The following is a 25,131-nucleotide window of genomic DNA, read 5'->3' as shown; positions in this document are numbered from 1 at the left end:
GACTGGAGATACGGCGCGGCTCTGGCGCGTTCGTCATACCGAACAAGGGTCGAAGTGTCGAGCGAAGTGGATGACGGGAGGAACGGTGAACGGCGTCAATACCTCTCGCATAATTCGGGAGCCGAAGCGAGGTCCCTCCGCCCTGGCGGGGCCGCAGGCCGAGGTGCCTGCGGCCCCGCCAGGGCGTTGAGGTCAGGACGGGTCGCCGTACTGGAGGCCGCGCCCGTTGGTGCCGACGTAGACGCGCCCGAAGGTGTCGGGGTCGCCGGTGATGACGCCGCCGCTGCCGATGCTGCCCCACTGGTGGGCGTCGTCGTTGACGCGGAGCCAGGTGGCGCCCTTGTCGGTGGAGCGGAAGACGCCGGTGACGTCCTTGACGGTGCCGATCAGGTACAGGGCCTGGTAGGAGGCGCCCGGCGCGGCCTTGCCGAAGCCGAGCGCGGAGGCGGACTTCACCGTGGTGAGCGTGGTGAAGGCGTGGCCGCCGTCGGTGGAGTGCAGCAACCCCTTGCCGCCGTCGGCGATCCACAGGTCCCCGGCGATGCCGGGGACGGCCGTGAGCTTGCCGGAGGGCAGGCTGGTGGCGCGGGCGGTGAAGGTCGCGCCGCCGTCGGTGCTGGCGTAGAGGGTGCCGCCGGCCAGTGAGTAGAAGGTCCTGGCCGACGAGCGGTCGGCGACGACCACGGCGCCGGTGCCCAGTCCGCCGACCTTCGACCAGCTCGCCCCCTGGTCGGTCGAGCGGTACGGGGCCTGGCCTTCCTCGGTCCAGACGATGGCGGAGCCGTCCGCCGAGAGCGCGACACGGCCGCTGTCGGCGCTGCCCACCGGCTCCGACTTGAAGCCGTTCCAGCTGCTGCCGCCGTCGGTGGAGTAGGCGCCGTCCTGCGCGCCGCCACGGCCGACGCGGACCATCGCCGAGGGGTTGGACTGGGCGAAATCGATGTCGGTGCTGGTGACCATCATCGGGTTCTTCAGCCGCCCGGCGGGCACCTTGGTCAGGGAGGTGGAGGAGCTGTAGCGGAAACCGCCCAGGTCACCCATGGAGGAGATGACGGTGGCACCGCCGGGCGGGGCGACCGCGTCCTGCACCGCGGTCTCCTCCAGCCCTCGGGCCGCCACAGTCCAGTGACTGGTGCCGCCGCTGTCGGAGGCGCCCGCGTCCTTGCTGCCCCAGATGCCGCTGCCGGTGCCGTACAGCACGTGCCCGGAGGCGAAGGGATCGATGGCCAGGGCGGTCATCCAGTGCCCGATGCCGGTACCGACGTAAGGAGCGGCGGAGGCGTCCCGCACCGACTTGTCGGCCAGTGCCTTCCAGTTCGCGCCGCCGTCGGTGCTCCGGTAGAGCTCGTCCTGGGGCCACCAGCGGTCGAGGGTCGTGACCATCACCGTCGACGGGTGCTGCGGGTCGACGGCCAGACCGGAGAACCCGTAACTGCCCTGGGACGGCGAGACGTTCTTCCACGCCCCGCCGGCCGGCGTGTACTTCCACACCGAGCCCGCGGTCACGCCGTTGGGTCCGACGGCGTTGGTGTACGTCAGGTACAGCGAGCCGTCACCGGAGAACACGCCGTGCTGCGGCATCTGGCCGGTGGGCTGTCCGGAGACGGCCTGCCAGGTGCTTCCGCCGTCGGTGGAGCGGTAGAGGGAGGTCGACTTGTCGGCGACACCGACGTAGATCGTCCTGCTGTCGGCCGGGCCGTACGTCACGAAGGAGATGCCCGCGCCGCTGCTCGCCCCGTCCTTGACGGGGAACGAGGAGACCTGGCTCCACGTCACGCCGTAGTCGGTGCTGCGCCACAGGCCGTTCTTCCGGGTGCCCAGCAGCAGGGTGTCGTGGTGCGCGGGGTCGATCACGAGCCGTTCGCCCGCCCCGCGGCCGTCCTCGTTGCTGCCCAGCTTGAACGGCAGAGCGGTGCGCTTGAAGGTGCGGCCCCGGTCCGTGGAGCGCAGCAACTCGGCGTTGCCCGCCCAGTCGTTGGTGTAGGTGCCCGCCCCGATGTAGAGCCGGTCGGGGTCGACGGGGTCGGTGGCCAGCGAGTCGATGCCCAGCAGGTTCCAGTCCTTCTCGCCGAACCGGTCGGTCAGCGGGATCCACTGCTCGGCCCCGGTGTCCCAGCGGTAGGCGCCGCCCATGTCGGTGCGCGCGTACAGCAGGCCCTTCTCACGCTGGTTGAACACCAGCCCGTCGACGTAACCGCCGCCCACCACCTGGGCGTTCTTCCAGGCGTACGGTCCGGCCGCGGCCGTGGTCTGCGCGTTGCCGTCCCCGGATGCCTGGGTCTCGGCCGCCTTCACCAGCTTCCACTGCTGGTTGGTGCTGCCCTTCCCGGGATACTGGACGACTGCCGCGCCCTCGGCCGTGGAGCCTCCCAGGACGTCCAGGACCTGGCCGCTCCTGCGGGAGGTGAAGGTGACGGCGTCGGAACCGCTCACATCGTCGATCCGCCACTCCTGGGAGGTGGAGGAGCTGTCGGTCTGTTGCTCAGCGGCGGCCTTCTCGGCGGTCGAACCGCCCGCTATGCCCAGCACCTTGCCGCTGTTGCGGTTGACCAGCTCGTAGTAGCCGTCCCCGGCGGGCTTCAGCTTCCACTGCTGGTTGGCGGTGTTCTGGTCGGTCCACTGCTGGATACGGGTGCCGTCGGCGGTGGAGTAGCCGTTGACGTCCAGCACCTTGCCGCTGCGCACGGAGACCAGCCGGTAGTAGGCCCCGTCGTCGACCGGTGCGGCCTGCGAGTCCTCCTGCACGAACGCGAGATACGGCAGGACGACGGCGGGCACGCCGAGGAGCAGTCCGGTGGCGGTCCAGCGACGGCGGTGACGCCCGCGGCGCCCGCCGTTCGTGGGGTCGTTCATGGGGGGTGTTCTCCTTGCGTACCGTGCACCAGAGGAAGGGCGAATCCAGGCGCTGGAAGCACCGGATCCGACTCCTTGTGGTCACAGGCCACGCATAGGGTTGCCGCGCGCCGAGATCTTTTTCGGATCACCTCGTGGCGCGGTGGGCGTTGCGGCGATGAGGGAGCGCGGCGGCCGCACCAGTGCGCCGCGTTGCGCCAGTGGATTTGCGCAACGCGGTACGGGTCTCGGCTGCCGAGCGGCCGGTGTTGCCCCGTCCGCTCGGTTGCGTCCTTGGGAGCGGTGCATCCAGGCGGCGGCAGTGCAGCAATACATCCTATGACTGGGGGGGCGAGGAGTGCGATCGCATCGTCGCCGGTTCACGCCAACTGCCTGTAACCGCAGGTAAGTTCCCCTTTGTGGCGATCTTTGCTGTCCGAAGCATGGACAGCGTCTCCGACGCGCCTCTGTACATACACCCCATGTCTCTGCTTTCTTACAGGCCGGACATCTCCGTGAAGCATCAAGACAGGAGCCCGCATGTCCTTGAGGGGATCGCCTCCTCGGGCACGTGAACGCGACCGGATACTTCGCGGCAGCGGATGTGCGCCCTCACGATTTCCGAATCCGAACACCGAGAGGTGATCATGTACCAGCACAGACCGCCCCCGCACCGGCGTCGTTTCGCACAGTTGTTTGTGACCGTCACGGCGCTGTTCGCCGCGGTCCTGGCGGCGCCGCAATCGGCGTCCGCCGCACCGGTATCGGCGTCCGCCACGTCGGCATCGGACATCAACGGGTCTACCGCGGGCAACGCCGCGATCAGGTCGGTCGACCTGGCCGGAACGTGGAGCTTCACACCGAAGGGCCGCGCGGCGACGTCGATCACCGTGCCCGGCGGCGGCTGGTACAAGCAGGGCTTCACCGACGTGAACGAGGCGACGTACTCGCGCACTGTGACCGTGCCGGACACGGGGCAACCGCAGTCGGTGTGGATCGAGTTCGGCGCGGTGAACCATCAGGCGACGCTGTCGGTCGACGGGCAGGTGGTCGCCACCCAGACCACCTCCTTCACGCCGTCGAACTTCGACATATCCGCCGTCGCCGCCCCCGGTACCACCCACATGATCAGCGTGAACGTCAAGGGCCGCTACGCCCTGATGAACGGGAACAAAACCCTGGTTCCCGACGCCGCCAACTGGTCCGAGGCGATCCCCCAGGGCATCTACCGCTCGGCATTCATGCGCGTGTATCCGGCGGTGTACGTCAGCGACACGTTCGTGCGCACCTCCGTGACCGACAAGACCCTCACCTACGACGTGTCGGTGACGAACACCTCCGGCAGCTCGCGGTCGGTGACGCTGACGGGCTCGCTCGCCTCGGACAACGGCGGGTCGTTCAACTACCCGGCGCTGCCCAGCAAGACGGTCACCGTGGCCGCCCACTCGACCGCCAAGGTGACGGTCGGCCCGGTGGCGTGGGACCTCGGATCCGCCTCGTACTGGTGGCCGAACGTGCCCTACCAGGCCGGGTACCGCGCCCAGCTGCACAAGCTGTCGGTGCACGCGTCCACCGACGACGGCCGCACCAGCGACGCCAGCTACCGGTTCGGGTTCCGGGAGACCGTCCAGAACGGCGAGTACTACTACGTCAACGGCGTGCGCGTGAACTTCCGCGGTGACAGCCTGCAGGGCGCGGACTACGACCGGATCGACCATGGCGGAAAGGGCGACGCCTATGACACGCTGCCCGGCTTCCTTCCGCCGTCCTCGGGCAACGGCGGCTGGCCGCAGGCGGTCGACAACTATCAGCGGCTCAACTACAACGTGGTCCGCATCCACCAGGAGCCGGGCAGCCCGTACATGCTCGACGTGGCCGACGAGATGGGCCTGATGGTCATCGACGAGACCGCGATCCGCGGCACCTGCAGTTGCCAGGACTTCGTCGCCGGGCACGACAACATGGTCAACCACGCCAAGGCGCTGACCCTGCGCGACCGCAATCACCCCGCGATCATCCGCTGGAGCCAGAGCAACGAGGCGGACATCAGCAGCGTCGACTCCGAGTCGTTCGAGAAGGACCTGTACGCGGCGATGAACGGCAACGACGGCACCCGGCCGATCAGCGCCGACACCGCCTGGAACACCAACCCGTGGCCCACCATGCTGAACGGCAACTTCACCGTCTTCTCCCACTACATCGACGGCATCGGCAAGTACGGCGAGGCGCGCACCTCCCTGGCCGGCCGGCCCGACGGTGAGGGCGAGTACGTCTGGGACAAGTCCAACACCAAGCAGGGCTTCGAGTGGTTCGCCACCACGACGGCGGCCAAGCGCGCCAAGGACGCCAGCGACCTGCGCCCCTACACCCTGCTGTCCGGCTGGGCGAGCTTCGTACCCGGCGTGAAGAGCACCGACTTCGTCCCTGAGGAGGGCGGCCACCCCGTCTACGGCGAGGACAACCTGTCCGCCCCGTGGAGCAACCCGCAGATCCAGCGGATCCAGGCGGCATTCAACCCGGTCGCCGCGATCGACCTGCCCTTCTGGTCGGCCTCCGGCCAGTCGGACGCGGACGGCAACTTCCCGCTCCCGGAGAAGGTGGACACCTACTCCTACAACAAGGCCATCACCCGGAACATCACCGTCTTCAACGACGACTTCAGCGGTACCTCCGTCGGCCTGAACTGGACGGCGCGACTCGACCGGCCGGACGGCGCGGTCATCGCGTCCGGGAACGAATCCCTGACCATCCCGCTCGGCTCCCGGGTCACCCAGCCGATCTCGTTCACCGCGCCGGCCAGTGGTTCACGCGTGTACCTGGTGCTGTCGACCACGAAGTCGGGCAGCACCACGTTCACCGACTCGGTCGAGTACCTCAACCTGGGCAACAGCGCGACGTCCAATGTGGACGACGGCGCCACCGCGGTGACGTACAACGGCAGTTGGAGTCACGCGAGCGATGAGAGCGGCCCGTACGCCGGCACGAACTCCTACAGTGACACCACGGGCGACACGGCGACGCTGAGCTTCGTCGGCACCGGCATCACGCTGCACGCCGTGACCGCGCCCAGCCATGGCATCGTGGGCGTCTCCATAGACGGCGGGACCGAGGCGCTGGTCGACGAGTACTCGGCGGACCGTACCGGCGACGTCGCGGTGTGGACCAGCCCCCGGCTCGCCTCCGGCACCCACACGATCCGCGTGCGAGCCACCGGCACCCAGCGGGCCGCTGCGACGCACGACTGGGCCACCGTCGACCGCTTCGAGATCGCCAACCAACCGGCGGTGGGCACGAACTATCGCATCGTCAACCGCAACAGCGGCAAGCCGCTCGCCGTGTCCGGCGGGTCGACCGCGGACGGCGCGAAGATCGTCCAGAAGTCGGACGGCGGCGCCTGGACCATCAACACCGCCCCAGGGGGCGCGTACACGCTGACCTACGTCAGTAGCGGCAAGGCGCTCGATGTCGACGGCTACTCCTCGACCGTCGGGCTCCAGCTTCAGCAGTGGACACCCAGCGGCGGCACCAACCAGCAGTGGTACCTACGACCTGCCGACGACGGGTACTTCACCATCGTCAGCCACGACAGCGGACTGGCGGCGGACGACTACGGCTGGGACACCGGCGACGGCGCCAAGGTCGTGCAGTACACCGCCGGCGGCGGCGCCAACCAGCAATGGCAGCTGGTACCGGCGTGATCCGTTCACAACCATCACCCGCATCCTGACGGCTGCGGATCCCCGACGTGCGGTCGGCCGGGCACCCGGCCGACCGCACGCCTGCGTCTCAGCTTGGGAAGCGGCGGTGCTTGGGCGGCAGGATCGCTTTTGACCTGCGTGGATTCGTTGCGTGAGTCTGGCGCGAAGGCCGGGGTTCAGCGGACCGGGAAGCCGAAGAAATAGCCCTGCTGCTTGAGCCGGGGGAGGATTCGGCGCAGGGCCTCGACGGTCTGGGAGCGGTCGCCGCCCGCGTCGTGGAAGAGGAGCGTCGGGCCGCCCGGCAACTCCCGCTGGACGGTGGCGACGATGGCGTCCGTGCCCGGCCGCTCGAAGTCCTTGGTGTCGACGTTCCAGCCCAGCGGGCGCATGCCCCGGGAGGCGGCGAGCTTGCGACTGTAGGGGGTGAAGGCTCCGCCGGGCGCGCGGTAGTACATCGGCCGTACGCCCCCGGACGCCTCGGTGATCATGCGTTCGGCGTCGAGTATCTGCTGCGACTGGTAGGCCTGGGACTTCTTGTCCATGGTGGTGTCGTGCGACACCGAGTGGTCGCACAGCCGGTGCCCGGCCGCGACCACCTTCTTCACGAGGTCCGGGTGGGCCTGCGCCTGTGTCCCCACCATGCAGAACGTGGCCTTCACCCCGTACTCCCGCAGCACGTCGAGCACTTGAGGGGTCCACACCGGGTCCGGGCCGTCGTCGACGGTGATGTTGACGCCGCGCGAGCCCTTGTCCGAGGCGTGCGCGATGGTCACCGCCACCGACTTGACGTCACCGCCCGCCGCGGGCGACGCGACCGCCCGAGGCGACGAGCGGTCCACGGCATCGGCCTGAGCGGTCCACACCGAGGCACCGACGGCCATCAACGTCACCCCGAGCGCCGCCCCGAACACCTTGCCGTACCAGCCCCGCCCGCCACCGTGCCGCGCCATGTCCGCCCCGCTCTCCCGCAGTTCTTCGCCGATCCCTCGGTCATCTCCCGACCACCTGGCAGGACGAGGAACAGCGGCCACAGGATGCGTTTGTTACCGATCAAGGACAATTCCGGGGAAGTTCACGGGAACCCCGGCGGCGAACAGCGACCGCAACCGGACCGGTCGACCCGACCGGGCCCCCGGCAGCCGCGCGCCCGCGACGGTGGCCCGTCGGAGTCGAGATCCCGCTGCCGCATGACGACGGCAAAAGAGAGGAACCCCAGCCGACGCACGGCTGGGGTTCCTCGAAGCGGTGAGTATCGGTCAGCGGGTGGAGTTGCCCACGCCGTGAAGCGCTCGTCTCCGCGCCGGCAGGCCGCCGCCCCGAATCGCGATCACCGTGGATCGAGCAGGTCAGCGCTGCAGGGTGAGGACACCCGGCCGGTACGGCAGTTTGTCGTAGGGGCCGCCCGCGGTGGGGGACTTGCCCTGGTAGAGGAACTGCAGGTTGCAGGGGTCGATGGTCATGGTCTGGTCGGGGTTGTTGCGGACCAGGTCACCGTGGCTGATGTCGTTGGTCCAGGTGGCACCGCTGTTGGCCTTGCCCGCGAAGGGGTTGCTCTCGGTGGCGGCCTGCGGGGTCCACGAACCGTTCAGGCTGGAGGCCGTGAACGAGCGGAAGTAGCGCTGCTCAGTGGCACCCCGAGCCTCAACGATCATGAGGTACTGGTTCTGGCCCTGGACCTTGTAGACCTGCGGCGCCTCGAACAGGTTCTTCACCGTGTCGCTCATGACCGTGGTGTACGACGAGCCGAAACTGCCCGGGAAGTTCCCGATCGGCATGCTCGCCCGGTAGATCTTCCCGTTGTCACCGGCGAAGAACAGGTACATGTTCTGGTCGTCGGCGATCAGGGTCTGGTCGATCGGGGCGGCGCCCGGGATGCTGCCGGTGAACAGCGTCTGCGGCGAGGACCAGCCGTTGGGGTTGGTGGGGTCGCTGGATGTGCGGTAGACGAAGGGCGACGCACCCCACTGGGACGCCAGCACCCAGATCTTCTTGGGTGCGAAGTAGAACAGCGTGGGCGCCACCGTTGACTGACTCATCCCGGTCTGGCCGGCCGACGCCATGTCCGACCAGTTCGTGAAGGGGCTGAACGCCATCGAGCCGTAGGACGATCCCGAATAGTTCGTTCCGTAGACCAGGTGCTTGCCGTTGTACACCACGTTGGTGAAGTCCTTCAGCGAGGCCCACCCGTTCGCCGGCTGCGCCAGCGCACCCGTCGACGTCCACCGGTACGTCGACGGAAGAGCACACGCGCCGCCGGTCGCTGTCGGCGTCGGGGTCGATGTCGACGTCCCTGACAGGCCGGTCCACTTCTGGTTGCTGCCGGACCAGCAGGAGTACAGCTGGATCTTGGTGCCGTTGGTGGTGGCCGCGCCGACGGCGTCGAGGCACCGCCCGGACTGGACGCCGGCGATCGTGCCGTTGGTGTTGATGTTCCACTGCTGGTTGGCGCCGCCGTCGCAGTCCCCGATGACCACCGCGGTGTCGTTGCTGGTGCCCTTGGCCTCCAGGCACTTGTTGCCGTAGATCATCAGCTGCTTGCCGGAGGTGTGGGTCCAGCGCTGGTTGGTCTGTCCGTTGCAGTCCCACAGCTGCGCCTGGGTGCCGTTGACGGTGGTGGAGCCGTTGATGTCGATACAACGACCGGAGGCGACGCCCTTGATCGCCCCGGTCCCCGTCCCGCCCGTGGTCGTCGTCCCGCCCGTGTTGGTACCGGGAGCGGCCTTGAGGGCGTTCATGACGGCGGTGTAGGCGGCCTTGGGGTTGCCGTTGTTGTCGAACAGCAGGGGGCTGTCGCTGCTGCGCCAGGAATCGCTGTCACGGATGCCCCATACCGTGAGGCCGGTGCACCGGGCCACGGACAGGCAGGCGTTGACCGCGTTGGCGTAGTTGGTGGACGACGCCTGGGCGATGTCCAGTTCGGTGACCTGGACATCAACGCCCAGGGCGGCGAAGTTGGACAAGGTGGTCTGGAAGCTGGACGGCGGGCCGCCGGCGCCGAAGTGGCTCTGGAACCCGACGCAGTCGATGGGCACGCCGCGCGCCTTGAAGTCCTTGACCATGTTGTAGACGCCCTGGGTCTTGGCGTCGGTCCAGTTCTCGATGTTGTAGTCGTTGTAGCAGAGCTTGGCCGAGGAGTCGGCGGCCCGGGCGGTGCGGAACGCCTCCTCGATGAAGCCGTTGCCGAGCACGTTCTGGAACACCGAGCTGCGGTGCTGGCCGCTGCCGCCGTCGGCGAACGCCTCGTTGACCACGTCCCAGGCGTAGATCTTGCCCTTGTAGTGGTTCATCTCGGTGGTGATGTGGTTCTTCATCACGCTGCGCAGGGTGTTCGCGTCGCCGATGGAGCTGACCCAGCCGGGTAGTTGGGAGTGCCAGACCAGCGTGTGGCCGCGCATCCGCTGCCCGTGCGCGGTGGCGTGGTTGACGATCTGGTCGCCGGGCCCGAAGTTGAAGTTGCCGCGGGACGGTTCGGTGGCGTCCCACTTCATCTCGTTCTCCGGGGTGATCATGTTGAATTCCCGGTCGAGAATCGTGGAGTACGTCGAGTCGCCGAGCCTTCCGGCGGCCACAGCGGTGCCGAAGTACCTGCCCGAGGGGGCCGCCTGCGCACCCAGGGCCGCGGCTCCGGCGGAGCTGGGGAGGAGCGTCACGACACCGGCCACCACCGCCGCGGCCGACAGTCCTATCGCCAGTGTCCGGCGACGCCGGCCGAGCCGGTGCAGGCCCTTCATGATTCTCCTCGGAGGTCGCGGGTCACTCTGGGTGCGCTGATCGGTTCGTGGGTGTGTCGCGTCATGGGAGGGGCTTTCATCAGGGGATACGTCAACGGGGGAGTCGGGGAACCTGCCACGCCGGCACGTCATGGTGAGCGGCGGGAAGGGCACCCCCTGAAGTGGAGGCCTCCGAACTCGCGGTCTCGTAACAGAAAAGTCGCGCCGTCCGGACGATTGCTCAGTGATGCATCTCGCAGGCAAAAAGCGTTATGCCAAGCCCCGCGGTCCGGTCGTCCCTGTGGAAGGGGCGCGCCGCCCAGATCACCAGTGAAGGGTTTTGGAGTGGTGGAGGTGGCGGTGATCAGCCTTCAGACCGGTCACGGCGAGGCAGCCGTCGATGCGCGACTCGGTCCAAAATGCTCAGAGGGCGGTTCTCAAGCCCGGGCCCTGCGCACGATGAAGGAAGCCTGGCCGGCGAAGGCCCGAGTGCCGTCGGAGCCATCGAGCCGGATGCCACCGTCGCGGTGGCGGAGGACCGATCCCGGATAGTTGTGCGCGTGCAGGGTCACCGACCCGGCGACCGCCCCGGGGCGCGGACAGAAGGTGGCATCTTCACGGAACAGTTCGCTGCCGTCGTCGGCGCTCAGCCGTAGCCGCAGGTCACGATGGCGCAGATAGCGGCCGTCGGCGGCACGGAAGGTGACGCACCGTGTGTCGGCCAGCCCCCGGATGACCGTGAAGGTGGCCTGCTGCCGTGTCTGCGCGCTGCTGGACGCGGAGACCCGGCCGAGCGTCGCGAAGTCGCCGGCATACGTGACGTACAGGGCGGGCTCGTCCACGGACTCCAGTGACTGTGCGCCCAGCGGAACAGCGCCCGCGACGGCGGACGGACTCACCGGGGACGGCTCGGCCGACGTGGTGCGCGACGGAGTCGAGGTGGGAGTGCCGGCCGTGGGAGCGGCGGTGACGCCGGGCGTCCGATGCGCCGGTTCGGGCCAGGCCGCGTAGGTGGCGGTCCCGGCGATGAGCACCGCGCCGGTGGTGAGGCTCACCAGCGGATGAGCGGTCACCGCGGAGAGCTTGCCGAGCAGCGAGCTGTGCAGACCGCCTGCCCCCGACGCCGACGCCGACGCCGACGCCGACGCCGACGCCGACGCCGACGCCGACGCCGACGCCGACGTGCCGAAGCCGACATGTGCCGTGGCCAGCCCGGCGGCGCTCACGGCCGTACCCGACAGCAGGCCCTTGGCGGCCAGCGCGGCGATGAGCCCGGCCGGAACGGCCAGCGGCGCGAGGCTGAGGAGCAGGAGGTCGGCCGGAACCCGTTCTGTCGTCGTCGCCGTGCAGACCGGGCAGTCGCGGGTGTGCCGCGCGATCCGCTTGCGCCACACCGATGTACGGAGACCGTCCCAGCCGACGACGGTCTCGTCCAACTGCGGACAGCGCGGGTCGGCCTCCAGCGCGGCGACGATCGTCCGGCTCAGTTCCAGCTGCTCGCGCATGCGTTGCAGGCTCACTCCGACGTGGGCGACCGTGAGCCCCGTCGCGGCGGCGATGTCGTCACGGCTCAGCGAGCCGGCGCATTCCTGCCACCACAGCGACAGCAGCACCCGATGGTCCGGGTCGAGCCACCGGCCGGCTTCGACGACCTGACGGCGCTCGTCCGACACATGCAGACGCAGGATCGTCATGTCCTCGGGTTCGGCGCCGGCGTCCGGTATCTGGCGTGCCTCGTCGATGACCGTGGTCCGGCCGGCGAAGGCGCGTTGCCGGTGCCGGTGGGTACTGATCTGGCGGAGCGTGATCGACACCAGCCAGGACCGGAAGCTCTCGGGCGCACGCAGGGCAGGCAGGTCGCGCACCACGCGCAGCAGGGTTTCCTGGACGACGTCGTCGACGTCGGCATGTCCGCTCAGCGCTCGCCCGACGATGTTGTAGAGCAACGGCAGGTACGCGGCGACCAGCTCCTCGCGCGCCCGATCGTCACCGGCCTGCGCCGCGACAACCCGCTCCGCGTGGTTCGCATCCATGAGCCTCATTCCCACCTCCCTCAGGGAGCGATCCGCCGAGTACGGCGCCACACCTTAACGTCGGCACATGTATGCGGCCAGATTCTGTGTCTTGGGTCACTGTTCCTCCTCGTCCTCCTCGACGACGCGACCCCGGCGATCGCCGAAGCCGCCGGGTACATCAATTCAGTACATGGACTACGCTTGGTACATGTCCATGAAGCGCACGAACGTCTACGCCGACCCTGAGGACCTGGCGATCATCAAAGAGGCGGCCAAGCGGCGGGGCATAAGCGAGGCCGAGATCATCCGTCAGGGGATCCATCTCGCGGCCATGGCGAACCGGGTCTGGGACGAGCCGCTTTTCTCGCGGACGTTCGAGGGGTCGGGTCGTACGCCGTCCAAGGTCGAGGTCCGTGACGCGGTCGCCGATGCGGTCGGCCGCGAGACGGACTCCGGAACTGCCGCGTGATCATCGTTATCGCGGACACGTCCGGCCTCCTGGCCGCTCTCGACTCGACGCATCCGGAGCACGGAGCGGCCAACGAGGCGATCATGGCGGCCGGTCTCCTGGTCATGTCCCCGCTCCTGCTGGCGGAACTCGATCACGTGGCCACGCGCGAGCTGGGGCGTGCCGCCGCTGTCAGCGCGGTCGACGACCTGCGGCGCTGGATGAGCCGGGGCCGGGTCGTCCTGCCCGAGATCACGGAAAACCACTTGGGCGCCGCGCAGTCCGTCCGAGTTCGCTACGGCGCGCTCGACCTGGACCTCGCCGACGCCGTGAACGTGGCGCTCGCCGCCGACTACGACACCGACGCGATTCTCACCCTCGACCGACGGGACCTCCGGGCCGTACGACCGTTGGGCCGTCACAAGGCGTTCCGGGTGCTGCCCGACGACCTCCCGCTCTGACTCGAGATCCTCTGCGGCCAAGCGCCTGTATCCGCAAGCGACTTGGCCCCTTCCGTTCGCAACGTGCGGTGCGCGTCCGGCATCGTGCAGGACAGGCGGGAGCGGACTTCATCCGCAAGGCGCTCGCGCCCTCCACGTGCCCGATCCTCGGGCCCAGGGCTACCGGCGAAACCCCGAAACGGCCCACCAATACACAAGCCCCAGGTCGCTGACCTGGGGCTTGAAGAAGAGCGGGTGACGAGAATCGAACTCGCACTCTCAGCTTGGGAAGCTGATGTTCTACCACTAAACTACACCCGCGTAAGACGCCGACCGAGCCGGTGTCGAATGCTCGCTCACTCTACCGCATGCCTGGCCCCCGGCGTCGAAGCCGTGGGGCCCGGTTGCGTTTCGGGGGGTGGATGCGGCTGCGGGGGGCCGGAGTTGGGGCGTACGGTGGAGGTCTGAAAGAGGGGCTGGGCGGGACCGGAGTGCCGCCTGGAGAGCCATCCCTTTGATCCCGTAATGTGGCTTTCGTCGTCAGTCAGACGCGGCTCTTGGGGAAGGGACTCTGAGGACTTGATGGAGCGCACCGTCGTCCGTTGTGCCGAGGGGCACGTGTTCAGCACCGCTTCGTTCCCGATGCAGCAGGCCGAGCGGCTCGGTCCTGGTCGGCTGCTCCGGTGTCCGCGGTGTGCGCGGCTCCGGAACGTCGTTCCGGTGGAGTTGGAAAAGCGGTAAAGAGCGGTAACCAGCGGTGAACAGCAGTAACTGAACAAGCGGTAACCAGCGGTATCGAGAAGTACCAGCGACAAGCGGTACCGCGAAGGGTGCAGGCGCGCGGGACGTCACGATTGTGGTCGGTCCGCGCGCCTTGCGTATCCTCAGGGCGTGCTTCTCTCAGACAAGGACATCCGGGCCGAGATCGACGCCGGGCGGGTCCGGATCGATCCCTACGACGAATCCATGGTGCAGCCGTCGAGCATCGACGTGCGGCTCGACCGCTACTTCCGGGTGTTCGAGAACCACCGTTACCCCCACATCGACCCGGCGATCGAGCAGGCGGACCTGACGCGGCTCGTCGAGCCGGAGGGCGATGAGCCTTTCATCCTCCACCCCGGGGAGTTCGTGCTCGCCTCGACGTACGAGGTCATCTCGCTTCCTGACGATCTTGCCTCGCGGCTCGAAGGGAAGAGCTCGCTCGGGCGGCTCGGGCTGGTCACCCACTCCACCGCCGGGTTCATCGACCCCGGGTTCTCCGGGCACGTCACCCTTGAGCTGTCCAACCTCGCGACCCTCCCCATCAAGCTCTGGCCGGGCATGAAGATCGGGCAGCTGTGCATGTTCCGGCTCAGCTCGCCGGCCGAGTTCCCGTACGGCAGCGACCGGTACGGGTCCCGCTACCAGGGCCAGCGCGGGCCGACCGCCTCGCGGTCCTTCCTCAACTTCCATCGGACCCAGGTGTGAGGGCGTGAGCATGTCCGAAGTGCGCGAGAACCTCACGTACGAAGGGTTCGGCGGTGCCATCCGCGAGCTCGCCCAGACCATCGCCGACGACGGGTACGAGCCCGACATCGTGCTCTCCATCGCCCGTGGCGGGGTGTTCGTCGCGGGCGGGCTGGCGTACGCCCTCGACTGCAAGAACATCCACCTCGTGAACGTCGAGTTCTATACGGGGGTGGGGACGACCTTGGAGATGCCGGTCATGCTCGCTCCCGTCCCCAACGCCATCGACTTCTCCGACAAGAAGGTGCTCATCACCGATGATGTCGCCGACACCGGGAAGACCCTGAAGCTCGTCCACGACTTCTGCGTCGGTGCCGTCGCCGAGGTCCGCAGCGCCGTGATCTATGAGAAGTCCCACTCCCTCGTGAAGTGCGAGTACGTGTGGAAGCGGACCGATGAGTGGATCAACTTCCCGTGGAGTGTGGAACCGCCCGTCGTGAAGAGGGCCGGGCAGGTTCTCGACGCCTGAGCGCGGAACGCGTACGAAGAAAGGGGCGCCCGGTGCTGCAAGGCACCGGGCGCCCCTTTCGCGCGTACTAGAACGTGCCCAGCTTCACGATCGACAGGATCGCGATCAGCTGGATCGCCGACGCGCCCAGCGCCTTCGGCCACGGGAGGTCGTGGGACTTGCTGACCATGAGGGTCAGCAGGGCGCCCGCCGCGACCCAGGTCGCCCAGCCCAGGAGCTGGACGAAGGACGCGTTGCCGCCGAAGAACATGGCGACGACCAGGCGCGGGGCATCCGTGAGCGACATGATCAGCATGGAGAGGCCGACCGTCGGCTGCCAGGCGCCGTCGCCGCCGAGCTGGCGGGCCAGGGTGTGGGTGACCACGCCCAGGATGAAGGTGCTGATGACGATCGCCACGGCGGTGGTGAGGACGATCGGTACGGCGTTGGAGAGGGTGGCGTTGATGGCGTCCGAGCGGGCGCCGTCGAAGCCGAAGACCGCCAGCAGGCCGTAGATGAACGTCACGATGAGTGCCGGGGCCCACATCGTGTAGTCGCGCATCTGGAGGAAGGTCTGGTTGGGGGTCATCACGATGCCCCTCAGCAGGTCCTTCCAGTGCAGGCGCGGGCCGACGGGCGGGGCCGCGGCCTGGCCGGCGCGGTAGGTCTCGCCCTGGCTGTAGGGGTCCTCGCCGATCGAGAACGCCTGGGTGTGGCCGGGGCTGTTCGCCGCGTACGGGTCCGGGCCCTGCTGCGGGTGCCCGTCACCGAAGTACTCCGGCTCGCCCTGACCCCCGCCGGGCTGCGGCCAGCCGCCGCCCTGCTGTCCGCCGCCGTAGGGCTGGGAGCCGTACGGCTGCTGCCCTCCGTACTGCTGCTGCGGAGGCGCGGGCGGGTAGCCGTACGGCTGCTGCTGGCCTCCCTGGGGGGCCTGCTGTCCGTACGACGGTCGGTGTTGTTGCGGTCGCGCTTGCGGGGGGCGATTGTCCCGGCCGCCGCGTCCGATCCTGAATCCAGCCACGTCATCGAACGTACCTGGTCCCGCAGAGTGACGTGCCGGGCCCGGGGTTACGGGCCCGGCATTGGGGCCGACCTGTGACATCCCCTAAGGCATCCCCTAAGGGGGGACAGGGGGGAGGAGTTTCCGGGGTTCTCTCCTGGGTCAGCGGAGCACCTGAGTCACCGGAGCACCGGGGTCACCCGAGCATCTCCCAGCCGAAGCTCGGGTACCCGGACGTCGAGACGCCCGCGGACGAGGGGCCGAAGCTGACCGCGTTCGTCGTGGTGATGCCGGACGTCGCGCCGCGCAGGCTCCACAGGGCGCCGTCGGAGCTGTTCTCGCCGGAGGCGCCGATGGACAGGTCCGCGTGGCCGTCGCCGTTGAGGTCGGTGAGGCTCACCGCCGAACCGAAGTAGTCGTACGCCTCGGCGGTGCCGGGGACTCCGGCCGTGTTCTGGGAGAAGAGCTGGCTGCCGGAGGTGGACAGGCCGGTCGGCGAGCCGCGCAGCACGGTGACGGTGCCGGTGTTGGTGATGGTGCCGATTTCCTCGTAGAACGCGGAGACAGCCGCGTCCGCGTAGCCGTCGCCGTCGATGTCGCCGAGCGAGATGGCCCACCCGAAAAGGTCGCCCGACTCGTCCGTTCCGGGCACGCCCGCGGTGTCCTGGGCGAGGGTCTGCGTCGGCTCGGCGTCGACGCCCGTGGAGCCGCCGAGGTGCGTGCTGACGGAACCGCCGAGGTGGTCGACGCTGCCGCCCCAGAAGCCGCTGGTGACGATGTCGTCGTAGCCGTCGCCGTTGATGTCACCGATGGTCGCGTGTTCGCTGTCCTCCTTCAGCACGCCCTGGTAGGCGAGGCCGGAGGACGAGCCCAGGTACACGAGCGTGCCGTCGTAGACGGTGTTCTCGCCGGTGTAGATGCCGGAGACGGTCAGGTCGTCGGTGCCGTCGCCGTTCACGTCACCGGAGGCGAGGGAGCGAGCGCCCCCTCCCGCGACGTTGCCTTTGACGGGCGCGGTGACCTTGTACTTCGACGCCGCGCCGGAGGCCTTGGTGAAGCCGCCCTTGTGGATCCAGACGTCATTGCCGTTGCTGCCGACCGCGAGGTCGGCCTTGCCGTCGCCGCTGAAGTCGCCGACAGCGAGGGACACTCCGAATTCGTCGTGGGCCGTGGGGGCGGGATCCGGGACGGTCCGTCCGCCGGAGAGGCCGCTCGCGCCGCCCCAGACGATCACGGCCGTACCGCCGTTGGCGTCGTCGCCGACCTTCTCGTACGGGGCGCCGATCACGAGGTCGGCGTACCCGTCGTTGTTGAGGTCGCCGGAGGCGAGTTCCTTGCCGAACTGGTCGTTGTTCTCGGCCGTGCCGGGGATACCGCTGGTGTTCTGGGTGAGGACCGTGCGGCGGGAGGCCTTGATCCCGGACGCCGAGCCGTAGTTGACGACCACGGCGCCCGCGGAGGTCGCGCCGCCCACGGTGGCGGTGGGCGCGGCGGTCACCAGGTCGTGGTAGCCGTCGCCGTTGAAGTCGTCGGCGTACTTGGCGGGGGCGGCGCCCGCCGGAGCGGCGGTGGCCAGGGTGAGCAGGCCGCCGGTGAGGGCCACCGCCGTCGCGGTGGCCAGGGTGGTGCGGAGGCGGATCTTCATGCGCGTGTGATTCCTGACTGGGATAAGGGGGTCAGTGGAGCATCGCGAAGCCGAGCCTCGGGTAGCCCGACGTCGAGACGCCCGCCGATGACGGGCCGAAGCTGACCGCGTTCGTCGTGGTGATGCCGGAGGACGCGCCGCGCAGGGTCCACAGGGCGCCGTCCGCGTTGTTCTCGCCGTCGGCGCCGATGGACAGGTCGGCGTGGCCGTCGCCGTTGAGGTCGGCGAGATGGATCGCCTTGCCGAACTGGTCGGTCTTCTCGGCGGTGCCGGGGACACCGGCGGTGTCCTGGGTGAAGGCCTTGGCGTTGGACGTGGACAGGCCGGTCGACGAGCCGCGCAGCACCGTGACGCTGCCGGCGAGCACCGCGGAGCCGATGTCCTCGTAGAGCGCCCCCACGGCCACGTCGTCGCGGCCGTCTCCGTCGATGTCGCCGATGGAGAGGGACGAGCCGAACCAGTCGGAGTCCTCCGCCGCGCCGGGGACGCCGGCAGTGTCCTGGTCGATCGTCTGGCGCGGGGTGGTGGCGATGCCGTTCGGGCCGCCCAGGTAGGTGTTGATGGAGCCGCCGTCGCCCTCCCGGTAGGCGTTCGGGGCCGCGCTCGACACCACGTCGTCGTAGCCGTCGCCGTTGAGATCGCCCACGGCCGCCAGCTCCCAGGCGTGGTTGGCCAGCACGGTCTGGAAGGTGAGCCCGGTGGAGGAGCCCAGGTACACCAGGGTGCCGTCGGTGTACGTCGAGGCGTCGGGGTTGTAGGTGCCGCTGACCGCCAGGTCGTCGGTGCCGTCGCCGTTGATGTCGCCGGCGCTCAGGGACTGGGCGCCGTAGATGCCGTTGCCGGGCTCCAGGTCCGTGGCCAGCTCGTAGCGGGACGCGGCGCCGGAGGCCTTCGTATAGCCGCCCTTGTGGATCCAGATGTCCCTGCCCGTGCCGCCGACGGCGAGGTCCGCCTTGCCGTCGCCGCTGAAGTCGCCGACGGCGAGGGACATGCCGTACAGGTCGTGGGCCGAGGGGGCGGGATCGGGGACCGCCTGCCCGCCGGAGAGGCCGCCGGAGCCGCCCCAGATGATCACGGCCGTACCGCCGTCGGCGTCGCTGCCGACGTCCTCCTTCGCGGCGCCGACCACGAGATCGGCGTACCCGTCGCGGTTGAGGTCGCCGGAGGCGAGCGCCGTGCCGAACTCGTCGTCCTTCTCCGCCGTGCCCGGGACGCCGGTGGAGTTCTGCGTGATGACCGTGCGCCGGGAGGCCTTGATCCCGGACGCCGAGCCGTAGTTGACGACCACGGCGCCCGCGTAGGCGTTGCCGCCCACGGTGGCGTAGGGCGCGGCGGTCACCAGGTCGCGGTAGCCGTCGCCGTTGAAGTCGTCGGCGTACTTGGCGGGGGCGGCGGAGACGGGGGTCGAAAGGGTGAGGGGGTGACGCCCGCCGCCAGAAGGGCTGCGAGCGCCACCGAAGTGCGTGTGCGCACAGGTGAGTTCTCCATGTTCAGGCGTGGGGGTGTCAGCCCGCGAAGACGTTGCCGAAGTACGAGAGTCCCGACGGGCCGCCCAGCGTGGTGCCGTTGAAGGACTTGGAGCCGGTGGCGGTGGTGCCGGAGGTGGTGGACTTGAAGAGCCAGACGGCGCCGGCGCCGTCGTTCTCTCCCATCGCGCCGACCGTCAGTTCCGCGCGGCCGTCGGCGTTGGCGTCCGTCAGGAAGACCGCGTCACCGAAGTAGTCCTCGGACTCGGCCGTGCCGGGGACGTTCGCGGTGTCCTGCGAGTACGACTTGGAGTTGGTGCCGGTCAGGCCGGAAGAGGAGCCGCGCAGGACGGTGACCTGGCCCGCGTGCTTCTTCGTGCCGAGGGTCTCGCTGTTGGAGCCGATCACGACGTCGGCGTACCCGTCGCCGTTGGTGTCGCCGGACGACAGGCTCCAGCCGAAGCCGTCCCACTTCTCGCCGGTACCGGGGACGCCGGTGGTGTCCTGGGTGATACGGACGGGCGTACGGGTGCTGAGGCCGCCGGAAGCGCCGTACGTCACCGTGATCGCGCCGCCCAGGCCGCCGTTGGGCTCGGTCGTGGACTTCTCCATGAAGTTGCCGGTGACGATGTCGCCGTAGCCGTCCTTGTCGACGTCGGCGATGGTGGCCGCGTAGCCGCCCGCGAGCTTCTTGCTGTACTTCGGGCCGGTGGCCGAGCCGAGGTAGAGGGCGCTGCGGGTGGCGTAGTCGCCGCTGCTGGTCTCCTGCTGGCCCATGACCAGGAGGTCCGTCTTGCCGTCGCCGTTGACCTCGCCGGCGACCAGGCCGTCCGGGTAGATGGTCGTCTGGTCGACGGTGTCGACGCCGACGAGCGAAGCCGCCTTGCCCGTACGGGAGATGGGGCCGCGGAAGATGTTCAGGGCGGGCGTGGAGTTGTTGGCGGCGGCCAGGTCGGTGTGGCCGTCGCCGTCGAAGTCGCCGGCCGCGATCTGCCAGCCGAGCTCGTTGCGGTACTCCGGCAGCGGCGAGGAGATGTCGGTGCCGGACTTCACGCCGTCCGCGCCGCCCCACAGGACGGTGAGCGTGCCGTAGTCGTCGGTGGAGCCGATCCGCTCGCTGTGCACGCCGACCACGATGTCCGTGTAGCCGTCGCCGTCCATGTCACCCGTGGTCAGCCGGTCGCCGAAGTAGTCGGACGACTCCGGGGTGCCCGGGATGCCGGTCGTGGCCTGGCTGATGATCTGCCGCTTGGAGGTGTCCAGGCCGCTCGCCGTGCCGTAGACCACGGCGACGTAACCGGCGCCGGACTTGCCGCCGACCTTGGCTATGGGCGCGGCGATCGCGAGGTCGCGGTAGCCGTCGCCGTTGAAGTCGCCGGAGAGGCCGGAGGGCGCGGCGGCGGCCGTGGTGGCGGGCAGGGCGGTGAGCAGGCCGGTCGTCAGGGTCGCGGCCAGGAGGAGGGTGCGCTTGCGCATAGGGGGTTCCCCGTTCACGGATGCATGAGGTTCATGAATGGTCGGTCGGCGGGCCCGGCCCGCCGACCGAGGAGAGGGCTTCGAAGAGGGGGGTCAGTCGAGGAACGCCCCACCGAACTCCGGCAGTTGAATCACCCCGTCGGCCGTCGGCACGGTGCTCGTGCCGCGCAGCAGCACGCTGGTGCCCGCCGCGCCCACGCCGAGGTCGGCCTTGCCGTCGGCGTTCAGGTCGCGCAGGCGGACCGTGTAGCCGAAGGACGCGTCGGAGCCGTCCGCGCCCGTCACCGTCTGCGGGATCCAGGAGGAGCGGGCGCCGCTCAGGCCGCCGGAGCCGCCGCGGAAGAGGTGGACGCCGCCCTGGTCCTCGGTGCCGTCGACGTCCTCGTGCGGGACGCCGACCGCGAGGTCCGCGTAGCCGTCGCCGTTGGTGTCGGCTGCCGACACGTCGTAGCCGAAGTTGTCGTCGGCCTCGGGGGTGCCCGAGACGCCGGAGGTGGCCTGGGTGAAGGTGGCCGAGCCGCTCGGGCCGGAGGAGGTGCCGCGCCAGACGGTCACCGCGCCCTTGCCGGTGCTGCGGTCGGGCTGGCCGAGGGCGATGTCGCCGTAGCCGTCCTTGTCGAAGTCGCCGATGGAGGCGTCCAGGACGCTGCTGTCGAACGTCTTGGACGCGCCGGACGTCAGGCCGCCGGAGGCGCCCTTGAGGAACCAGACGCGGTGGCTCTCCTCGCTGCCGGAGAGCTGCGTGCCGAGGACCACGAGGTCGGTCTTGCCGTCGCCGTTGACTTTGCCGGCCGCGAGACCGTACGAGTACCAGCCCCCGTCCGTCTTGTCGATCTTGCTGACGGTGCCGGTGGAGCCGGACTTGGTGAAGGAGCCGCGGTACAGCCACGCCTCCTCGCCGCCGATCACCGCGAGGTCGGGCGAGCCGTCGCCGTTGAAGTCGCCGGTGGCGAGGTCGCTGCCGAAGTGGGCGAACTCCCCGTTCGCGCCGCTCTTCGGGGCGACGTTGGTGCCGCCCGACAGCCCGGAGGCGGAGCCCCACACGATGGTGACCGTGCCCCGGTACTCCACACTGCCCACGTGCTCGGTCCCGTTGCCGACGACGAGGTCCGCGTAGCCGTCCTTGTTGAGGTCGGCGCTCGCGAGCGACTCGCCGAAGCTGTCGTCCTCCTCGCTCGCGCCCGGGACGCCGGGGCTTTCCTGGTCGATGACCTGGGTGTGAGAGGTGTCGAGGCCGCTCGCGCTGCCGTAGACGACGGTGACGGCGCCGCCCCCGAGGGAGCCGCGGCTGAAACCGCCGTACGCGACGTCGCGGTAGCCGTCGCCGTTGAAGTCGTCGTAGTGCTTCGCGACGGCGGCGGACGCCGGAGCGCTCAGGACGAGCGGGGTCAGCCCCGCCGCCAGCAAGGAGGCGGCGAGGGCCGCGGAGGTACGTCTGCGCATGGGAGTCTCCGGTGGTCAGCCGACGAGGGTCGTGCCCAGGGTCGGGTTGTCTGCGGTGGAGATCGAGAAGCTGCTGGGCCCGTAGGCGGCCGCGCCGGACGTGGTGATGCCGGAGGCGGAGCCCTTGAGGAAGGTGACGAGGCCGGCGGCGCTGTTCTCGCCGTCCGCACCGGCCAGCAGGTCGGCCTTGCCGTCGCCCGTGACGTCGGTCAGCAGGACGGACGTACCGAAGAAGTCGTTGTACTCGGCGGAGCCCGGGACGCCCGGGGTGTCCTGGGTCAGCGTCACGGGGGAGGCGAGGCCGTCGGCGCTGCCGTAGTGGACGAGGACCGCGCCGTTGACGGTGGTGATGCTGGACTCCTCCGGGTAGCCGAGGGCCAGGTCGAGATGGCCGTCGCCGTTGATGTCGCCGAGGGAGGGGCGGCCGGAGTTCGCGAGGGTGGTCTTGGTGGTGCCGGCTCCCGAGGACGTGCCGTACGCGATGACGGCCGCGCCCGGAGCCCCGTCGCCGCCGGTCGCGGTCTCCGTCTCGCCGGTGACGATGTCGCCGTAGCCGTCCTTGTCCAGGTCACCGATGGCGAGTTGCCGGCCGTACGGAAGCTCTGTCTTCTTCGTCGGGGCCGAACTCGTCCCGAAGTAGAGGTAGTTGTGGTCGAGGTAGGTCTCGGAGGCGATCTTGGTGTGGCCGCCGAGGATCAGATCGGCCTTCGCGTCCGTGTTGACCTTGCCCGCCGTCAGGCGCTGTACGCCCGCGCTGCCGGTCCACGACGTGGTGTAGGTGATCTTCGAACCGGTCGAACCGGCCTTCGTGAAGCCGCCCTTGACGATCCACTGCGTGGTGCCGGTCGCGCCGACGGCGAGGTCGGCCTTGCCGTCGCCGGTGAAGTCGCCGACGGCCAGCGCCTGGCCCCAGCGGTCGTGCTTCGTCGGTGCCGGGTCCGCCACGGTCGTCGCGCCCTTCAGACCCGTCGACGAGCCCCAGACGATGACGACGGTGCCGCCGGCCACATCGTCGCCGACCTGCTCGTACGGGGTGCCGACCACGAGGTCGCTGTAACCGTCGTTGTTCAGGTCGCCGACGGCCGCCGCGTCGCCGAAGTAGTCGTAGAGCTCGGCCGTGCCGGGGACACCGGAGGTGTTCTGGTTGACGGACGTCTTGCGTCCGACGCCGCTCGCCGAGCCGTACGCGATGCCGACCGAGCCCGCCTCCTCCTCACCGCCGGCGGTGGCGTTGGGGGCCGGGGCCGCGGCGTCCTGGTAACCGTCGCCGTTGAAGTCGCCGACCAGGCCGGAGGGCGCGGCGGCGGCCGTGGTGGCGGGCAGGACCGGCAGCGTGGTGAGCAGGCCGGTCGTCAGGGTCGCGGCCAGCAGGAGGATGCGCTTGCGCAAGGCGGGGGCTCCAGGGAGGGGGAAGCCGGGCCCGTGGTGCACGGGCCCGGCGAATGCACAAGAAACAGAACGGAACGGAACGGAACGGGATGGAACGGAACGGCTAGTCGGCGAAGAGGGCGCCGAGCTGCGGCGTACCCGACGTCGAGACGCCCGAGGTGCTCGGCGAGATGGTGCGCGAGCCGGTCGTGGTGATCGTCGTACCGTTGGAGGGCAGGTAGGTCACGGCCCCGTTGGCGCTGTTCTCGTACGAGCCCACGACCAGGTCGGCCTTGCCGTCGCCGGTGACGTCGTCGAGCTTCACGTCCGCGCCGAAGAGGTCGCTCTTCTCGTCGTTGCCGGGGACGCCCGCCGTGCTCTGGGCGAAGGACTGGACGCCGGAGGAGACCTTGACGCCGCTCGCGGAGCCGTACAGGACGGTGACCATGCCGGCGTTGGTGACGCCGTCGATGTCCTCGTCGGGGGCGCTGACGACGAGGTCCTGGTAGCCGTCGCCGTTCACGTCACCCAGGTCCAGGTCCCAGCCGAAGCCGTCGCCCTTCTCCGAGGTGCCGGGCACGCTGCCGGTGTTCTGAGTGATGCCGGAGGTCGAGGCCGGGCCGGACGCGGAGCCGTAGGTGATGTTCACCTTGCCGCCGTTGGCCGCGTCCGGGACGGGCGTGCCGTCGGTGGTGGTGGCGTCCCAGCCGGCGCCGCTGACGATGTCGCCGAAGCCGTCGCCGTTGATGTCGCCGATACCGGTGACGATGCCGGGCTTCAGGGCCTGCGCGGAGGCGACGCTGAGGCCGTTGGCCGTGCCGGGCACGTAGTAGTTGGTGTTCCAGCCGTAGCTGGTCTGGGTCTCGTAGCCGTCGACGATCAGGTCGGTGCGGCCGTCGCCGTTCACGTCACCCGCGGTCAGACTCATCGGCCCGAACGGGTAGTCGTTGGTGCCCGACTGGATCGGGGGCTTGAGGGTCGAACGGCCGCCGGGCGTGCCGCTGGTGCTGAAGCCACCCTTGTAGACGTAGAGGGTGGCGGCCGAGCTGCCGACGACCAGGTCGGCCTTGCCGTCACCGTCGAAGTCGCCGGCGGCCAGGTCCTTGCCCCAGTAGTCGTGCGAGGAGCCGGCCGGGTCCGGGACGTCGATGCTCTTGCCGGTGAGGCCGCTCGCCGAGCCCCAGAGGATGGCGAGGGCGCCGCCGTTGGTGTCGGTGCCGACCTTCTCGTAGGGGGAGCCCACGGCGAGGTCGTCGTATCCGTCGCCGTTGAAGTCGGCGTACGCCGTCTCGCCGCCGAAGAGGTCGCCGGTCTCGGCGGTGCCCGGGACGCCGGTGGTGTTCTGGCTGATCGTCGAACGCTTGGCGGACGATATGCCGGTGGTGGTGCCGTAGAGCACGACGACCTGGCCGGCGTTGGCGTGGCCGCTGACATAGGCGCCCGGCGCCGAGGCGACGACGTCACCGATGCCGTCGCCGTTGAAGTCGGCCTTCGCCGTCTTGAAGGAGTCGGCGGCGGTCGCGGTGGCAGCCGTGAACGAGAGCAGACCGCCCGTCAGCGCGGCAGCGGTGGCCGTCGCGAGGGCGAGTCTCAGGTGCTTCTTGTGCATGCGGGGTTCTCCTGCGGCATGCGGGGA

Annotated in this window: 16 protein-coding genes and 1 tRNA gene; 5 read left to right on the top strand and 12 right to left on the bottom strand. The window is 69.5% G+C overall.

Translation table 11 applies throughout. The features are described from left to right. Positions 1 to 192 precede the first annotated feature (192 nt). On the bottom strand, positions 193 to 2,853 hold the full coding sequence (locus tag OIC96_RS22945; protein WP_330306027.1) for an RICIN domain-containing protein: 2,661 nt from the start codon (positions 2,851 to 2,853) through the stop codon (positions 193 to 195). 626 nt (positions 2,854 to 3,479) lie between these two features. Between OIC96_RS22945 and OIC96_RS22940 the strand changes: the two genes are divergently transcribed. Continuing rightward, entirely contained in the window at positions 3,480 to 6,530 is a 3,051-nt protein-coding gene (locus tag OIC96_RS22940) for an RICIN domain-containing protein (protein ID WP_330306028.1), read from the top strand. Positions 6,531 to 6,706: 176 nt separating this feature from the next. Here the strand turns inward: OIC96_RS22940 and OIC96_RS22935 are convergent, their stop codons facing one another. The 3 genes from OIC96_RS22935 to OIC96_RS22925 form a co-directional block, all read right to left on the bottom strand. Continuing rightward, entirely contained in the window at positions 6,707 to 7,480 is a 774-nt protein-coding gene (locus OIC96_RS22935) for a polysaccharide deacetylase family protein (protein WP_330306029.1), read from the bottom strand. Between the two features lie 396 nt (positions 7,481 to 7,876). Continuing rightward, positions 7,877 to 10,261, bottom strand: coding sequence for a non-reducing end alpha-L-arabinofuranosidase family hydrolase (locus OIC96_RS22930; RefSeq protein WP_330306030.1), 2,385 nt, complete (start codon positions 10,259 to 10,261; stop codon positions 7,877 to 7,879). 416 nt (positions 10,262 to 10,677) lie between these two features. Next, the gene (locus OIC96_RS22925; RefSeq protein WP_330306031.1) at positions 10,678 to 12,282 is read right to left on the bottom strand and encodes a sigma-70 family RNA polymerase sigma factor; all 1,605 of its coding nucleotides are present in this window, start codon (positions 12,280 to 12,282) and stop codon (positions 10,678 to 10,680) included. Between the two features lie 181 nt (positions 12,283 to 12,463). Between OIC96_RS22925 and OIC96_RS22920 the strand changes: the two genes are divergently transcribed. Both OIC96_RS22920 and OIC96_RS22915 read left to right on the top strand, forming a co-directional pair. Further along, positions 12,464 to 12,724, top strand: a complete 261-nt coding sequence (locus tag OIC96_RS22920; protein WP_330306032.1) for a CopG family transcriptional regulator — start codon at positions 12,464 to 12,466, stop codon at positions 12,722 to 12,724. Further along, positions 12,721 to 13,164, top strand: coding sequence for a PIN domain-containing protein (locus OIC96_RS22915; RefSeq protein ID WP_330306033.1), 444 nt, complete (start codon positions 12,721 to 12,723; stop codon positions 13,162 to 13,164). Before OIC96_RS22920 ends, OIC96_RS22915 begins: the two co-directional genes overlap by 4 nt. A 229-nt stretch (positions 13,165 to 13,393) precedes the next feature. Here OIC96_RS22915 and OIC96_RS22910 read toward each other — a convergent pair. Beyond that, a tRNA-Gly gene (locus tag OIC96_RS22910) sits at positions 13,394 to 13,464 on the bottom strand. Between the two features lie 570 nt (positions 13,465 to 14,034). Here OIC96_RS22910 and dcd point away from each other — a divergent pair. Further along, positions 14,035 to 14,610, top strand: coding sequence for a dCTP deaminase (dcd, locus tag OIC96_RS22905; RefSeq protein WP_330306034.1), 576 nt, complete (start codon positions 14,035 to 14,037; stop codon positions 14,608 to 14,610). A 10-nt stretch (positions 14,611 to 14,620) separates the two neighbouring features. Next, positions 14,621 to 15,118, top strand: coding sequence for a phosphoribosyltransferase (locus OIC96_RS22900; RefSeq protein WP_330310210.1), 498 nt, complete (start codon positions 14,621 to 14,623; stop codon positions 15,116 to 15,118). 67 nt (positions 15,119 to 15,185) lie between these two features. Here the strand turns inward: OIC96_RS22900 and OIC96_RS22895 are convergent, their stop codons facing one another. From OIC96_RS22895 to OIC96_RS22865, 7 genes are all read right to left on the bottom strand, one after another. Then, entirely contained in the window at positions 15,186 to 16,199 is a 1,014-nt protein-coding gene (locus OIC96_RS22895; RefSeq protein ID WP_330306035.1) for a Yip1 family protein, read from the bottom strand. A gap of 94 nt (positions 16,200 to 16,293) precedes the next feature. Then, positions 16,294 to 17,742, bottom strand: coding sequence for an FG-GAP-like repeat-containing protein (locus OIC96_RS22890; RefSeq protein ID WP_330306036.1), 1,449 nt, complete (start codon positions 17,740 to 17,742; stop codon positions 16,294 to 16,296). A gap of 31 nt (positions 17,743 to 17,773) precedes the next feature. Further along, positions 17,774 to 19,081, bottom strand: a complete 1,308-nt coding sequence (locus OIC96_RS22885; protein WP_330306037.1) for an FG-GAP-like repeat-containing protein — start codon at positions 19,079 to 19,081, stop codon at positions 17,774 to 17,776. 166 nt (positions 19,082 to 19,247) lie between these two features. Then, complete coding sequence (locus tag OIC96_RS22880) at positions 19,248 to 20,684, bottom strand: FG-GAP-like repeat-containing protein (RefSeq protein ID WP_330306038.1); 1,437 nt, start codon at positions 20,682 to 20,684, stop codon at positions 19,248 to 19,250. A gap of 93 nt (positions 20,685 to 20,777) precedes the next feature. Next, positions 20,778 to 22,127: an FG-GAP and VCBS repeat-containing protein gene (locus OIC96_RS22875; RefSeq protein WP_330306039.1), complete on the bottom strand. Its 1,350-nt coding sequence runs from the start codon at positions 22,125 to 22,127 to the stop codon at positions 20,778 to 20,780. Between the two features lie 15 nt (positions 22,128 to 22,142). After that, positions 22,143 to 23,516: an FG-GAP and VCBS repeat-containing protein gene (locus OIC96_RS22870; protein ID WP_330306040.1), complete on the bottom strand. Its 1,374-nt coding sequence runs from the start codon at positions 23,514 to 23,516 to the stop codon at positions 22,143 to 22,145. A 103-nt stretch (positions 23,517 to 23,619) separates the two neighbouring features. After that, positions 23,620 to 25,104: an FG-GAP-like repeat-containing protein gene (locus OIC96_RS22865; protein WP_330306041.1), complete on the bottom strand. Its 1,485-nt coding sequence runs from the start codon at positions 25,102 to 25,104 to the stop codon at positions 23,620 to 23,622. Positions 25,105 to 25,131 lie beyond the last annotated feature (27 nt).

Origin of the sequence: Streptomyces sp. NBC_00775 (assembly GCF_036347135.1) — a bacterium.
In the GTDB taxonomy this organism is placed as follows: Bacteria; Actinomycetota; Actinomycetes; order Streptomycetales; family Streptomycetaceae; genus Streptomyces; species Streptomyces lutosisoli.
Note: the sequence above shows the minus strand (reverse complement) of the source record. Positions and strands in the feature narration are given on the sequence as shown.

Excerpts from the sequence above, each read along its gene's own strand:
- OIC96_RS22930 (WP_330306030.1), bottom strand. The coding sequence starts at position 10,261 with ATGAAGGGCCTGCACCGGCTCGGCCGGCGTCGCCGGACACTGGCGATA.
- OIC96_RS22940 (WP_330306028.1), top strand. The coding sequence starts at position 3,480 with ATGTACCAGCACAGACCGCCCCCGCACCGGCGTCGTTTCGCACAGTTG.
- OIC96_RS22865 (WP_330306041.1), bottom strand. The coding sequence starts at position 25,104 with ATGCACAAGAAGCACCTGAGACTCGCCCTCGCGACGGCCACCGCTGCC.
- OIC96_RS22890 (WP_330306036.1), bottom strand. The coding sequence starts at position 17,742 with ATGAAGATCCGCCTCCGCACCACCCTGGCCACCGCGACGGCGGTGGCC.
- OIC96_RS22935 (WP_330306029.1), bottom strand. The coding sequence starts at position 7,480 with ATGGCGCGGCACGGTGGCGGGCGGGGCTGGTACGGCAAGGTGTTCGGG.
- OIC96_RS22900 (WP_330310210.1), top strand. The coding sequence starts at position 14,621 with ATGTCCGAAGTGCGCGAGAACCTCACGTACGAAGGGTTCGGCGGTGCC.
- OIC96_RS22945 (WP_330306027.1), bottom strand. The coding sequence starts at position 2,853 with ATGAACGACCCCACGAACGGCGGGCGCCGCGGGCGTCACCGCCGTCGC.
- OIC96_RS22925 (WP_330306031.1), bottom strand. The coding sequence starts at position 12,282 with ATGAGGCTCATGGATGCGAACCACGCGGAGCGGGTTGTCGCGGCGCAG.
- OIC96_RS22895 (WP_330306035.1), bottom strand. The coding sequence starts at position 16,199 with ATGTCACAGGTCGGCCCCAATGCCGGGCCCGTAACCCCGGGCCCGGCA.
- OIC96_RS22880 (WP_330306038.1), bottom strand. The coding sequence starts at position 20,684 with ATGCGCAAGCGCACCCTCCTCCTGGCCGCGACCCTGACGACCGGCCTG.
- OIC96_RS22920 (WP_330306032.1), top strand. The coding sequence starts at position 12,464 with ATGTCCATGAAGCGCACGAACGTCTACGCCGACCCTGAGGACCTGGCG.
- OIC96_RS22875 (WP_330306039.1), bottom strand. The coding sequence starts at position 22,127 with ATGCGCAGACGTACCTCCGCGGCCCTCGCCGCCTCCTTGCTGGCGGCG.